12 protein-coding genes and 1 other annotated feature are annotated in these 13,127 nt (G+C 51.1%); of the genes, 6 read left to right on the top strand and 6 right to left on the bottom strand.

What is annotated here, in order from left to right; genetic code table 11:
- Positions 1-22 precede the first annotated feature (22 nt).
- Together dgcN and ACH0VJ_RS08540 are read right to left on the bottom strand one after the other, a co-directional pair.
- Positions 23-1,243: a diguanylate cyclase DgcN gene (gene dgcN / locus ACH0VJ_RS08545; protein ID WP_001030985.1), complete on the bottom strand. Its 1,221-nt coding sequence runs from the start codon at positions 1,241-1,243 to the stop codon at positions 23-25.
- Entirely contained in the window at positions 1,236-1,754 is a 519-nt protein-coding gene (locus tag ACH0VJ_RS08540) for a YfiR family protein (protein WP_001212379.1), read from the bottom strand. The genes dgcN and ACH0VJ_RS08540 overlap by 8 nt, the downstream gene beginning before the upstream one ends.
- Before the next feature lie 439 nt (positions 1,755-2,193).
- Between ACH0VJ_RS08540 and aroF the strand changes: the two genes are divergently transcribed.
- From aroF to ACH0VJ_RS08525, 3 genes are read left to right on the top strand one after another with little or no spacing between them, the layout of a single operon-like run.
- Positions 2,194-3,264, top strand: coding sequence for a 3-deoxy-7-phosphoheptulonate synthase AroF (aroF, locus tag ACH0VJ_RS08535; RefSeq protein WP_001168062.1), 1,071 nt, complete (start codon positions 2,194-2,196; stop codon positions 3,262-3,264).
- 9 nt (positions 3,265-3,273) lie between these two features.
- On the top strand, positions 3,274-4,395 hold the full coding sequence (gene tyrA / locus ACH0VJ_RS08530; protein WP_000225188.1) for a bifunctional chorismate mutase/prephenate dehydrogenase: 1,122 nt from the start codon (positions 3,274-3,276) through the stop codon (positions 4,393-4,395).
- A 57-nt stretch (positions 4,396-4,452) separates the two neighbouring features.
- On the top strand, positions 4,453-5,361 hold the full coding sequence (locus ACH0VJ_RS08525) for an SMP-30/gluconolactonase/LRE family protein (protein WP_000210990.1): 909 nt from the start codon (positions 4,453-4,455) through the stop codon (positions 5,359-5,361).
- On the opposite strand, the gene pheA is transcribed toward ACH0VJ_RS08525, so the two are convergent.
- The 4 genes from pheA to bamD form a co-directional block, all read right to left on the bottom strand.
- Positions 5,322-6,482 (bottom strand): bifunctional chorismate mutase/prephenate dehydratase, encoded by a 1,161-nt coding sequence (gene pheA / locus ACH0VJ_RS08520; protein WP_000200083.1) that lies wholly within the window; start codon positions 6,480-6,482, stop codon positions 5,322-5,324. The two genes, ACH0VJ_RS08525 and pheA, sit on opposite strands and share 40 nt — an antisense overlap.
- A gap of 22 nt (positions 6,483-6,504) precedes the next feature.
- Positions 6,505-6,630, bottom strand: a sequence feature (Phe leader region).
- Positions 6,582-6,629: a pheA operon leader peptide PheL gene (pheL, locus tag ACH0VJ_RS08515; RefSeq protein ID WP_010989056.1), complete on the bottom strand. Its 48-nt coding sequence runs from the start codon at positions 6,627-6,629 to the stop codon at positions 6,582-6,584. (Overlaps the previous feature by 48 nt.)
- Before the next feature lie 102 nt (positions 6,631-6,732).
- Positions 6,733-7,071, bottom strand: a complete 339-nt coding sequence (raiA, locus tag ACH0VJ_RS08510) for a ribosome-associated translation inhibitor RaiA (RefSeq protein ID WP_000178449.1) — start codon at positions 7,069-7,071, stop codon at positions 6,733-6,735.
- Between the two features lie 271 nt (positions 7,072-7,342).
- The gene (gene bamD / locus ACH0VJ_RS08505; protein ID WP_000197660.1) at positions 7,343-8,080 is read right to left on the bottom strand and encodes an outer membrane protein assembly factor BamD; all 738 of its coding nucleotides are present in this window, start codon (positions 8,078-8,080) and stop codon (positions 7,343-7,345) included.
- Positions 8,081-8,211: 131 nt separating this feature from the next.
- Here bamD and rluD point away from each other — a divergent pair, with 131 nt between their 5' ends.
- From rluD to clpB, 3 genes are all read left to right on the top strand, one after another.
- Positions 8,212-9,192, top strand: coding sequence for a 23S rRNA pseudouridine(1911/1915/1917) synthase RluD (gene rluD / locus ACH0VJ_RS08500; RefSeq protein WP_000079130.1), 981 nt, complete (start codon positions 8,212-8,214; stop codon positions 9,190-9,192).
- On the top strand, positions 9,189-9,920 hold the full coding sequence (gene yfiH / locus ACH0VJ_RS08495) for a purine nucleoside phosphorylase YfiH (RefSeq protein ID WP_000992639.1): 732 nt from the start codon (positions 9,189-9,191) through the stop codon (positions 9,918-9,920). Before rluD ends, yfiH begins: the two co-directional genes overlap by 4 nt.
- Positions 9,921-10,049: 129 nt before the next feature.
- A complete protein-coding gene (gene clpB / locus ACH0VJ_RS08490; protein WP_001235092.1) occupies positions 10,050-12,623 on the top strand; it encodes an ATP-dependent chaperone ClpB in 2,574 nt (857 codons plus the stop codon).
- Positions 12,624-13,127 lie beyond the last annotated feature (504 nt).

Raw genomic sequence — 13,127 nt, 5'->3', positions numbered from 1 at the left:
CAGAAACGGCCAGGCCCGTTCCTTAATTTAGCGAGCGTTCCGCACGCCGGTGTTTAGCCTGATACATATTTCGATCGGCCAGTTCTTGTAGTTTTTCGGCAGTGGCATGTTCCCATGTCAGCGCAAAGCCAATACTCAGGGTCATCGTTATCCGCTGGCCGTTATGCAGTTCAAAAGGTCGATTAAACGCCTGGGATAGCGCTGCGCAAATACGTTGTACTTCATACTCCGAATGTACATCGTAAAGCACCATCGCAAATTCATCGCCGCCGAGTCGGTAAGTTTGATAACGGCTACCACCGAATTCCGCTAATCTTTTGGCAACCTCTATAAGTACGCGGTCGCCTGCCGCATGTCCCCAGGTATCATTAATATATTTAAAGTTATCGCCATCCAGAAATAACAATGCCGAACTGCTACGAGCGGAATTGTCCTTCATCAGCGCGTTAATACAGCTGCGAAATGCCGCGCGATTGGCAAGCCCCGTCAGCGGATCGTGCAGCGCGGTACGCAGTAACTGGGCATTTTTAGCCTGAAGCCGTAGCTGCCATTCTTCCATCTCATCCAGAAGGCTATTGAAATCCTGCGCAAACAGGTGAAATTCCGCAATACGCTCATCAGGTACCCGGCGTGAAAAATTTCGGTTAGTGCGAACGTCGTGTACAACTTCAGTAATATTTTGCAGCGCATCCACAACGCCATTGTGTAAATAACGCGTGAGCAGCAGGGCAATGCCGGATGCCAGCAGAATACATCCTGTCAGCACTGCCAGCGATAGCCAGATAAAATGACCAATAAGGCTGTCGCGGGCGACAAGCCGTACTTCGCCGATAGCCCTGCCGTTGTGCCAGACGGGTTGCGATACCGGCAATGGAAAAAGCCAGTGGCTAATTAAGCCGATGAGCTTATCGTCTGCGGCTCGCGCATCATAGCGCCATGAAGCGATAGTACGGCCATTTTTATCGCGGACCTCCGCCGCTGAAAATTGTCCCTGGCGTCCCAGTGTGGCGAGCGTTTCCGCTGCGGCCGCGTTATCGGAAAATACCAGTGCCGCTTCAAGGCTATGGGCCATTGTGGCGGCGGTCAAATCGAGATTTTTTTGCGCATACTGTTTGAGCGTAAGGACAGACGCAACGCAAATTAATAGCCAGATCAATGTCATTGTAAGCAGCACGCTGATTATACTAATCCGCCGTAGTGTGCGTTTAAATGTTGGTCTGGACAGAGAAAATTCCTTATTCATGCTTTTGATTCCGTGCAAGCATTAATACTTCTGGATTCACTCTCACGCCGCTATGCGAGAGGGAGTCCAGGTTGACGGAAAATTTGACTTCATCATTGTTAATGATCAGACAAAATGCGCTGCCAATAATACATTCGGTATTTTGCTCGGCAATTAATAACAAGGCATTAACTGGATAATGACGCGTTAACTCCACCTGATAAGCTGGCGATTCATTGCCAAAGTAAAAACCATCACAGCGGGCGCTCAGGGCTTCCTGTGTGGTACGGATGACAAGCGGTTGATAAGGGAAAGCCCAGTCAGCCTCTTCGCTAAGTACCCTGACAAAACGCGCAGATGAAAATATGCATAGCCTTGGCGGCCCGGATAACGCCGGCCAGTGTGTATAACTGACGATACCGGAGACGATGGCGCGTACGGATTTCTCTTCTTCCGTGACGCGTTGAGCATACAGAGGCAAGCTTGCTAATAATAGCGATAACAGAAGGATAAATCGGTGAGAAAAACGCATTAACAAGTCCCCACCATCTTCAGTCGTAAAGCATTAAAATACATCCGTGATTGTTTGTAGCAAAATAACATTATTTTGCCATATCGTCATTATGTCTTATTGATAATATGAATAATTTAAGTGATATCCCTGATATTAAATTCTTGTGATAATGGTATTAATCACCCTATATCAGAAAGTAAAAATATGTGTGCGGAGAAAAAATAATCAAAAAATAGCGAGCATCGCTCATTTTACCGCTTTTCTGAGGCTGGGAATAAAATAATTCACTTGTTGTGTAAAGTTTTTGATACGAAATGAGGGGGTTTAATCGACGATTGTGCATGGTGTAAAGTTTATTTTACGTAATATGGATTGAAATCTTTACTTTTTGTGGTATGGTTTAAACATCCTCGTGGAGGATCAACTATCGCAAACAAGAAAAGACAGGATCGCCATCATGCAAAAAGACGCGCTGAATAACGTACGTATCACCGATGAACAGGTATTAATGACGCCGGAGCAGCTTAAAGCGGCCTTTCCTTTGAGTCTGGCGCAGGAAGCGCAGATAGCGCAGTCCCGGGGAATCATTTCTGACATTATTGCCGGGCGCGATCCGCGTCTGTTGGTGGTATGCGGTCCTTGTTCTATTCACGATCCTGAAACCGCTCTGGAATATGCCCGTCGATTTAAAGCCCTTGCCGCAGAGGTCAGCGATAGCCTCTATCTGGTAATGCGCGTCTATTTTGAAAAGCCGCGAACTACCGTCGGCTGGAAAGGGCTGATTAACGATCCTCACATGGATGGCTCATTTGATGTGGAAGCCGGGTTGAAAATAGCGCGTCAGCTACTGGTGGAACTGGTGAATATGGGGTTGCCATTGGCGACCGAAGCGTTGGATCCGAACAGCCCGCAATACCTGGGCGATCTGTTTAGCTGGTCGGCGATAGGGGCGCGCACAACCGAATCGCAAACCCACCGCGAAATGGCGTCTGGTCTTTCTATGCCGGTCGGCTTTAAAAACGGCACGGATGGCAGCCTGGCGACAGCGATTAACGCCATGCGCGCCGCTGCGCAACCTCATCGTTTTGTTGGCATTAACCAGGCCGGTCAGGTTGCGTTATTGCAAACCCAGGGAAATCCGCATGGCCATGTGATTTTGCGTGGCGGCAAAGCGCCAAACTATAGCCCGGCAGATGTCGCTCAGTGTGAAAAAGAGATGGAACAGGCGGGACTACGTCCTTCGCTGATGGTAGATTGCAGTCATGGTAACTCCAATAAAGATTATCGCCGCCAGCCAGCCGTTGCCGAATCTGTGGTTGCGCAGATTAAAGATGGCAATCGTTCAATCATTGGCTTAATGATTGAAAGTAATATTCATGAGGGTAATCAGTCTTCCGAACAGCCGCGCAGCGAAATGAAGTATGGCGTTTCCGTCACCGATGCTTGTATTAGCTGGGAGATGACCGATGCCCTGTTACGTGAAATTCATAAAGATTTGAGCGGCCAGCTGGCGGTGCGCGTCGCATAAGAGGTTGTTATGGTTGCTGAATTGACCGCGTTACGCGATCAAATAGATGATGTCGATAAAGCGTTGTTGAATTTACTGGCTAAGCGCCTGGAACTGGTTGCCAAAGTCGGCGAGGTGAAAAGCCGTTTTGGCCTGCCTATTTACGTGCCGGAGCGTGAGGCCTCTATGCTGGCTTCACGACGGGCGGAAGCAGAAGCGATCGGTGTCCCGCCCGATCTCATTGAAGATGTCCTGCGCCGGGTAATGCGTGAATCTTACTCCAGCGAAAATGATAAGGGGTTCAAAACGCTTTGTCCTTCTCTGCGTCCGGTCGTCATTGTGGGCGGCGGCGGACAGATGGGGCGTCTGTTTGAAAAAATGCTCACGCTGTCGGGCTATCAGGTCCGTATTCTGGAACAGCAGGACTGGCCGCGCGCCAGGGACATTGTCGCCGATGCCGGAATGGTGATCGTCAGCGTGCCGATTCATGTTACTGAACAGGTCATAGCGCAACTGCCGCCCCTGCCGTCCGACTGTATTCTGGTCGATCTGGCATCGGTGAAAAGCGATCCGTTACAGGCAATGTTGGCGGCCCATGATGGCCCCGTGTTGGGCTTGCATCCGATGTTTGGCCCGGACAGCGGGAGCCTGGCGAAGCAGGTGGTGGTCTGGTGTGATGGGCGTCAACCGGAAGCGTATCAGTGGTTCCTTGAGCAAATCCAGGTGTGGGGCGCGCGGTTGCATCGAATTAGCGCAGTCGAGCACGATCAGAACATGGCTTTTATCCAGGCGTTGCGCCACTTTGCTACCTTCGCTTATGGGCTGCATCTGGCGGAAGAGAACGTCCAGCTTGAGCAGCTTCTGGCGCTTTCATCGCCGATTTATCGACTGGAGCTGGCGATGGTCGGGCGTCTGTTCGCCCAGGACCCGCAGCTGTATGCGGACATTATTATGTCGTCGGAGCGCAATCTGGCGCTTATCAAGCGTTACTATAAACGTTTTGGCGATGCGATCGGGTTACTGGAACAGGGTGATAAGCAGGCTTTTATCGACAGTTTTCGCAAAGTTGAACACTGGTTTGGCGATTATGCCAGACGCTTCCAGAATGAAAGCCGTGTGTTATTGCGTCAGGCGAATGACAGCCGACCATAATGATGACATCTATACTAAAAGCCAGCTTTGCTGGCTTTTTTCGTTTAAGGAACCGTTATGACTACGCCGCACGTTTTATTTGATTATGTCGGACATCTACCAGAATGCCCCACATGGAGCGAGGATGAAAGCGCGCTGTATTGGACCGATATCCTGGAACAGGAGATCCATCGTTACCATCCGGCGAGCGGGACGCATAGCGTGCTGGCGTTTCCGGAAGAGGTGGGCTGTTTTGCCTTGCGTGAGCAGGGCGGATTTATTGTGGCCATGCGTCATGCTATCTGGCTGGCCGATAAAAATGGATTATTGCAGCGTAAGGTTTGCGACAATCCCTCTAATACGAAACTGGCGCGTTTCAACGATGGCGGCACTGATGGCGATGGACGTTTTTATGCCGGAACGTTCTGGGCGCCAGGTGACTATAATGGCGCGTTGCTGATGCGGATCGATCATGACCTGACGGCAAAAGTGATCCAGTGCGATATCCAGGGACACAACGGCCTGGCGTTCAGCCCGGATAACCAGTGGATGTATACCTCCGATACGCCGAATGGCGTGATATACCGCACGTTACTTGATAAGCATGGCGATCCGGGCAAGCGTGAACTTTTTCGCCATTTTGGCGAAGGAGAAGGACTTCCCGACGGCGCGGCGATGGATAGCGAAGGGTGCTACTGGAGCGCGATGTTTGACGGCTGGCGCGTGGCGCGTTTCTCACCGCAAGGAGAGCAGCTGGAAGAGTACCGGTTGCCGGTACGTTGTCCGACGATGGTTTGCTTTGGCGGCGCAGATATGAAAACGCTGTTTATTACAACTACCAGAGAAAATATGTCTGCTCAGGAAGTGGCGGATTATCCGCTCTCCGGCGCCATCTTCACCCTGCAGGTAGCCGTCGCAGGGATGAAGAAAAGCCGTTTTATTGAACGTCAGGCAGGTTCTACCGGCACGACGTTTTCGCTGGGATAGCAGCCAAGCACTTTCATTGAGCGCGTGATCTCGCCCAGCTCTTTTAGCGCGCTTTGCATTACCTGCGACTCCAGGTTCGCCTGAATATCGAGATAAAACATCTCTTCCCACGGATTGCCGTGAATGGGGCGCGACTCCAGTTTCGTCATGATGAGATTGTGGTTACGCAGCACCAGCAGCGCTTCGACCAGCGCGCCAGCTTGCTGCCCGGTGGCGATTAACAGAGTGGTTTTTGCCGGAACCTGATCGGAAACATTAATGGCTTTGCGCGCCAGTACCAGAAAGCGGGTGATATTCTGCGTCTGGTTTGCGGCGATGCGTTCCAGCACCTGTAATCCGTGCAACATGCCACCTGCCTCGCTGCCGAGCGCCGCGACGCGCGGAGAGTTCGCCTGCGCGACTTTTTCCATCGCTGCCGACGTACTCTCGGTATAGTTGATTTTCCAGTGCGGATAGCGGCTCAAAAACTTACTGCACTGCTGGAAAGGCTGCGGATGGCTGTACACCGTTTCGATGGTATTCAGATCCGTAGCGCCGGAAACCAGCACGCAGTGATCGATAGTGACGGTCATCTCACCGACAATTGACAGACTGGTGTGTTGCAATAAGTCGTACACATCGTTGATAGCGCCGGAGCTGGTGTTCTCTATCGGAACCACGGCGTAATCGGCCTGGCCGGTTTCGACCTGATGAAAAATATCGGTGAATTTTGCGCAACCGCTCTCAATAAATTGCTCAAAATGGCGTGCAGCATACTGGCGCGCCGCGAGATGAGAATAGGAGCCTTTCGGCCCAAGAAACGCAATACGTGCCGAATGAGGGTGAGTATTATTCAGATGTTGTTGCAGCAGCGCCTGCTGAGTAAGCACGGAGTCTTCAATGATAAGCTGGAACAGACGGGTAATGTAGTGTGCGTCGAGATGGTGGGCTTTACCGAGATGGATGAGTCTGTCCAGCAGCGCGCGTTCACGATCGATATCCCGAACCGGACGATGCGACAGTAGTTTTGCTTGTCCCACTTCAATCGCCAGCGCGCGTCGTTTTGCCAGTAAGGCCAGTAGCTCTTCGTCTAAAGCGCTGATTTTATCTCGCAGCGCCAGTAATGGGTTTTCCGATGTCATAGTGTTGCCTTTTTTGTTATCAATAAAAAAGGCCTCCCGGTGGGGGAGGCCTTCTTGTTCGTCTTCGCATTCTTTATCACATGACGAAACGCCTCCCGGTCAGGGGAAGATAAAAAAGAATGCGAAGAAAAACCGGGTTAGCTTCATAACTGTTTCCTTTGTGTACGTAAGTACAGTACCCGTACTGTTTTAATCCTGTCAACAAAAAACGCGCCCGAAGGCGCGTTGGCGATACACTCAATGTAAGGGACTACTCTTCTTCTGCTTCGACGAAGCTGGCATCTTTCACCGATGCGGTGGCACGACGGGCTTCGCCTTTGTGCTGCACTTTATTGAGCTGCCGTTCCAGCTTGTTGATCAATTCATTAATAGCGGTGTACATATCTTCGTGTTTTGCGCTGGCGACCAGATGTCCGTTCGGTGTATTAATGGTGGCGTCAGCAATAAAGCCCTGTGGCTCTTTAGACAGAATGATATGAGGATTAATCAGGTGAGTTTGCCATTTTTCCAGTTTGGCGAGACGGTCTGCGACATGTTGGCGGATTGCCGGAGTAATTTCCATTTGTTTACTGGTAATGTTCATTGTCATAAATTTTACCTCTTGTCTTTCCCGTCTTGGTGATTCCAGCATACCGTTCTTAATGTCAAAATGTGTGATGTAAATCACATTATTTTGTCACTTTTTGTCAAGGCGAACTTTTTGTGAGGCATCGCAGGAAGAAGCGATCTTTTACTTGAGGAATGGGTGAAAGCAGGCCATATTTGACTGGATGCGTTGCAGTGAAATCATTTCTGTTGCATCAGATATCGAATAAAAAAACGGCAGCCGGAAGGCTGCCGTTTTGCTTGTCTGTATTGCTTCAGGTGTTTTTGCTGTTAGCGGCAATAATTTTCGCGACTTTGTCAGCCTGCGCATTCAGCTGCATCTGACGATAGGCGTTTTCCATCAGCGGCAACGCATCGCGCGTGGCCTGCGTATCAGGATAATTGCGTAGCATACCTTCTACCCGGTTTACGACCGCAACCCATGCGCCGCGCGCGGTATAGTACTCTGCGACGGAATATTCATATTTCGCCAGACGGTCTTTCAGGAATACCAGACGCTTAGTGGCATCGGTGGTGTACTGGCTATTAGGATAGCTGCGTACCAGTTTCGAAAAGTCATTGAACGCCGCCCGCGCATGTTGCGGATCGCGATCGCTGCGATCGACGCCAAAGAAACCTTGCAGCGCGCTATCATCCAGCGCCATGTTCGTCAGGCCGCGCATGTACATGACATAGTCAATATTAGGGTGCGTTGGATTAAGACGCATAAAACGATCGATGGCGGCCTGCGCTAGCGGCAAATCGGCGTTTTTGTAATAGGCGTAGATAAGATCCAACTGCACCTGCTGAGAATACGGTCCGAATGGATAACGATTATCTAACGCTTCCAATTGCGTTATTGCCTGTTTCCAGTTACCGTCCTGCAGCTTTTGCTGAGCAGTCGCGTAGATTTCATTCGGCGGATTATCGGGCACCTCTTCCTTTGAACCCGAGCAACCCGCCAGAAACAGGCTCAACGTGGCTGCTGCCACCAGATATTTCATGCGCGTCATGACGTTTTGACTTTCCTCAAAATGTTTTACGGGAGATTCTCTGTTCCTGCTCCCGGTTAAGACCAGCTACAATAGCACACTATATTAAACGGCAAAGCCGTAAAACCCAACGTTAAACGAAGAAGCTGTATATGGCACAACGAGTACAACTCACCGCAACGGTCTCCGAAAACCAACTCGGTCAACGCTTAGATCAGGCTTTGGCCGAAATGTTCCCGGATTATTCACGTTCGCGTATAAAAGAATGGATTTTGAATCAGCGCGTGTTGGTCAATGGTCAACTTTGCGATAAGCCAAAAGAAAAAGTGTTAGGCGGCGAGCGGGTGGCTATTGATGCGGAGATCGACGAAGAGATTCGTTTTGAAGCGCAGGATATCCCGTTAGATATTGTTTATGAAGATGACGATATTCTGGTTATCAACAAACCACGCGATCTGGTGGTACATCCTGGCGCGGGTAACCCGGACGGTACGGTACTGAACGCGTTGCTACATTATTATCCGCCGATTGCGGATGTTCCGCGCGCGGGCATTGTGCATCGTCTGGATAAGGACACGACGGGGCTGATGGTGGTGGCCAAAACCGTTCCGGCGCAAACGCGCCTGGTGGAGTCTTTGCAGCTGCGCGAGATCACCCGCGAATATGAAGCGGTCGCGATCGGACATATGACGGCGGGAGGAACGGTGAATGAACCCATCAGTCGTCACCCGACCAAACGTACCCATATGTCGGTGCATCCCATGGGCAAACCGGCGGTGACCCACTACCGCATTATGGAACATTTCCGTGTGCACACGCGTCTTAGGTTGCGTCTGGAGACCGGGCGTACGCACCAGATCCGCGTGCATATGGCGCATATTACGCACCCGTTAGTGGGCGATCAGGTCTACGGTGGTCGTCCACGTCCACCGAAAGGCGCATCGGAAGAGTTTATTTCCACTCTGCGTAAGTTTGACCGCCAGGCGCTTCATGCAACGATGCTGCGTCTCTACCATCCTGTATCGGGTATCGAAATGGAGTGGCACGCGCCGATTCCACAAGATATGGTGGACCTTATCGATGCGATGCGCGCCGATTTCGAAGATCATAAAGATGATGTGGACTGGTTATGAATGCACTGATTGTCCCGCAGTGGCCGCTGCCGAAAGGCGTCGCAGCCTGTAGTTCTACCCGTATTGGCGGGGTGAGTTTACCGCCTTACGACTCGCTGAATCTGGGCGCGCATTGCGGCGATAACCCGGAGCATGTTGAAGAGAACCGCAAGCGTCTGTTTGCGGCGGGCAATCTGCCTTCGAAACCTGTCTGGCTTGAACAGGTTCACGGTAAAAATGTGTTGAGGCTTACCGGAGAACCTTATGCCTCCAAACGTGCGGATGCGTCTTACAGCAATACGCCAGGAACCGTCTGCGCGGTAATGACGGCAGACTGCCTGCCTGTGCTATTCTGTAACCGTGAGGGAACAGAAGTGGCGGCGGCTCATGCGGGCTGGCGCGGATTATGTGAAGGCGTACTGGAGGAAACTGTCACCTGCTTTGCTGACAAACCAGAAAATATCATCGCCTGGTTAGGTCCGGCGATCGGCCCGACCGCGTTTGAAGTGGGGCCGGAAGTGCGTGACGCATTTTTAGCAAAAGATGCGCAAGCCGATAGCGCTTTTTTGCCGCACGGGGAAAAATTTCTGGCGGATATTTATCAGCTTGCACGCCAACGTCTGGCGAATACCGGCGTTGAACATGTCTATGGCGGGGATCGCTGCACCTTTAGCGAAAGTGAGACTTTCTTCTCTTATCGTCGCGACAAGACGACAGGTCGTATGGCAAGTTTTATTTGGCTGATATAACCTAAAGAATCAAGACGATCCGGTACGGGTAACTTTCTTTTCACATAATTCAGGTCATTCACCTTGAATAATTGAGGGATGACCTCATTTAATCTCCAGTAGCAATTTTGACCTGTTATGGGAGGAGTTATGCGTCTGGATCGTCTTACTAACAAATTCCAGCTTGCTCTTGCCGATGCCCAGTCGCTCGCGCTGGGGCACGACAACCAATTCATCGAACCTCTTCATTTAATGAGCGCCTTGCTGAACCAGGAAGGGGGATCGATACGTCCTTTATTAACCTCCGCCGGCATTAATGCTGGCCAGTTGCGCACCGCTATCGATCAGGCGCTGAGCCGTTTACCGCAGGTGGAAGGCACCGGCGGCGACGTACAGCCTTCTTCGGAACTGGTACGCGTACTGAACCTTTGCGACAAGCTGGCGCAAAAACGGGGAGACAATTTTATTTCGTCAGAGCTGTTTGTTCTGGCGGCGCTTGAGTCTCGCGGCACGTTAACCGATCTGCTGAAATCAGCCGGTGCGACCACGGCCAATATCACTCAGGCAATTGAACAGATGCGCGGAGGTGAAAGCGTGAACGATCAAGGGGCTGAAGACCAACGTCAGGCCTTGAAAAAATATACCGTCGATCTGACCGAGCGGGCTGAACAAGGCAAGCTTGACCCGGTAATTGGTCGTGATGAAGAAATTCGCCGTACCATTCAGGTACTGCAACGTCGTACTAAAAACAACCCGGTGTTAATCGGTGAGCCTGGGGTCGGTAAAACGGCAATTGTTGAAGGGCTGGCGCAGCGCATTATTAATGGTGAAGTTCCTGAAGGCTTAAAAGGCCGCCGCGTACTGGCGCTGGATATGGGCGCGCTGGTGGCCGGGGCGAAATATCGCGGCGAATTTGAAGAGCGTCTGAAAGGCGTGCTGAACGATCTGGCAAAACAGGAAGGCAACGTCATCCTGTTTATTGACGAGCTGCACACCATGGTTGGCGCAGGTAAGGCTGATGGCGCAATGGACGCCGGGAATATGCTGAAACCGGCGCTGGCGCGTGGTGAACTGCACTGTGTGGGCGCCACCACGCTGGATGAATACCGTCAGTACATTGAAAAAGACGCGGCGCTGGAACGTCGTTTTCAAAAAGTGTTTGTCGCAGAACCTTCAGTGGAAGACACCATCGCTATTCTGCGTGGCCTGAAAGAACGTTACGAGCTGCACCACCATGTGCAGATCACTGACCCGGCGATTGTGGCGGCGGCAACATTATCTCACCGCTATATCGCCGACCGTCAGTTGCCGGATAAAGCTATCGACCTGATCGATGAAGCGGCATCCAGCATTCGTATGCAGATTGACTCTAAGCCGGAGGAGCTGGACAGACTCGACCGCCGCATTATTCAGCTCAAACTGGAACAGCAGGCGTTGATGAAAGAGTCTGACGAGGCGAGTAAAAAACGTCTTGATATGCTGAATGAAGAACTGGACGACAAAGAGCGCCAGTATTCTGAGTTAGAAGAAGAGTGGAAAGCGGAAAAAGCGTCGCTCTCTGGTACGCAAACTATTAAAGCGGAGCTGGAGCAGGCGAAGATTGCCATCGAGCAGGCGCGTCGCGTTGGCGACCTGGCGCGAATGTCTGAATTGCAGTACGGCAAAATTCCGGAGCTGGAAAAACAGTTGGAAGCCGCGACCCAGTCGGAAGGTAAAACCATGCGTCTGTTACGTAACAAAGTAACGGATGCGGAAATTGCCGAAGTGCTGGCGCGCTGGACCGGTATTCCGGTTGCCAGAATGCTGGAAGGCGAACGTGAAAAACTGTTGCGTATGGAACAAGAGTTACACAGCCGTGTGATCGGGCAGAATGAAGCCGTTGAAGCAGTATCGAACGCCATACGTCGTAGCCGCGCGGGGCTGTCCGATCCGAACCGTCCGATTGGTTCCTTCCTGTTCCTTGGGCCGACGGGGGTCGGTAAAACCGAACTGTGTAAAGCGCTGGCTAACTTTATGTTCGACAGCGACGACGCGATGGTGCGTATCGACATGTCTGAGTTTATGGAGAAACACTCCGTGTCTCGTTTGGTCGGGGCGCCTCCGGGATATGTCGGCTATGAAGAAGGCGGTTATTTGACGGAAGCGGTACGCCGTCGTCCTTATTCCGTCATCTTGTTGGATGAAGTAGAAAAAGCGCATCCGGATGTATTCAACATTCTGTTGCAGGTGCTGGACGACGGTCGGCTGACTGACGGGCAGGGGAGAACGGTCGACTTCCGTAATACGGTGGTCATTATGACTTCTAACCTCGGTTCCGATCTCATTCAGGAGCGCTTTGGCGAACTGGATTACGGTCGAATGAAAGAGATGGTGCTGGGTGTGGTTAGCCAAAACTTCCGTCCGGAATTTATCAACCGTATTGATGAAGTTGTGGTATTCCATCCGTTAGGTGAGCAACACATCGCTTCTATTGCTCAGATCCAGCTGCAGCGTCTGTACAAACGTCTGGAAGAACGTGGTTATGAAATCCATATCTCCGATGAGGCGCTGAAACTGTTGAGCGCCAACGGTTACGATCCGGTCTACGGGGCGCGTCCGTTAAAACGTGCTATTCAACAGCAGATCGAAAACCCACTGGCGCAGCAAATCCTGTCTGGTGAACTGGTTCCTGGCAAAGTGATTCGCCTTGAAGCCAATGATGATCGTATTGTGGCAGTGCAGTAAGTCACAAATTTGAATAAAACGGGCCCTGACGGGCTCGTTTTTGTTTAAAAACCAGGCGAAAATAGGCTTTTGGTTCAAATGTTGTTTGAAAAGTGAACGGTTGAGCTTTTTTTTGCATTTAGGTCTTGTCAGGCTCTAATAACTCCCTATAATGCGCCACCACTGACACGGAACAACGGCATACAGGCCGCCGGGTCAGAAAGGCTTCATTAAGAAGTCTGTGAGGAAAGCGAAAATAAAGGCTTGACTCAAAAAGAGGAAAGCGTAATATACGCCACCTCGCGACGGTGAGCTGAAAGCCGCGTCGCACCTGCTCTTTAACAATTTATCAGACAATCTGTGTGGGCACTCGAAGATACGGATTCTTAACGTCCTCGGACGAAAAATGAATACCAAGTCTCAAGAGTGAACACGTAATTCATTACGAAGTTTAATTCTTTGAGCATCAAACTTTTAAATTGAAGAGTTTGATCATGGCTCAGATTGAACGCTGGCGGCAGGCCT

It is taken from the genome of Salmonella sp. 2020_1459 (assembly GCF_043847915.1).
In the GTDB taxonomy this organism is placed as follows: Bacteria; Pseudomonadota; Gammaproteobacteria; order Enterobacterales; family Enterobacteriaceae; genus Salmonella; species Salmonella enterica.
This window is presented reverse-complemented; position numbering and strand designations above follow the sequence as displayed.

Bases quoted from the DNA above. Each gene is read 5' to 3' on its own strand.
- dgcN (WP_001030985.1), bottom strand. From the start codon at position 1,243: ATGAATAAGGAATTTTCTCTGTCCAGACCAACATTTAAACGCACACTA.
- ACH0VJ_RS08540 (WP_001212379.1), bottom strand. From the start codon at position 1,754: ATGCGTTTTTCTCACCGATTTATCCTTCTGTTATCGCTATTATTAGCA.
- aroF (WP_001168062.1), top strand. From the start codon at position 2,194: ATGCAAAAAGACGCGCTGAATAACGTACGTATCACCGATGAACAGGTA.
- tyrA (WP_000225188.1), top strand. From the start codon at position 3,274: ATGGTTGCTGAATTGACCGCGTTACGCGATCAAATAGATGATGTCGAT.
- ACH0VJ_RS08525 (WP_000210990.1), top strand. From the start codon at position 4,453: ATGACTACGCCGCACGTTTTATTTGATTATGTCGGACATCTACCAGAA.
- pheA (WP_000200083.1), bottom strand. From the start codon at position 6,482: ATGACATCGGAAAACCCATTACTGGCGCTGCGAGATAAAATCAGCGCT.
- raiA (WP_000178449.1), bottom strand. From the start codon at position 7,071: ATGACAATGAACATTACCAGTAAACAAATGGAAATTACTCCGGCAATC.
- bamD (WP_000197660.1), bottom strand. From the start codon at position 8,080: ATGACGCGCATGAAATATCTGGTGGCAGCAGCCACGTTGAGCCTGTTT.
- rluD (WP_000079130.1), top strand. From the start codon at position 8,212: ATGGCACAACGAGTACAACTCACCGCAACGGTCTCCGAAAACCAACTC.
- yfiH (WP_000992639.1), top strand. From the start codon at position 9,189: ATGAATGCACTGATTGTCCCGCAGTGGCCGCTGCCGAAAGGCGTCGCA.
- clpB (WP_001235092.1), top strand. From the start codon at position 10,050: ATGCGTCTGGATCGTCTTACTAACAAATTCCAGCTTGCTCTTGCCGAT.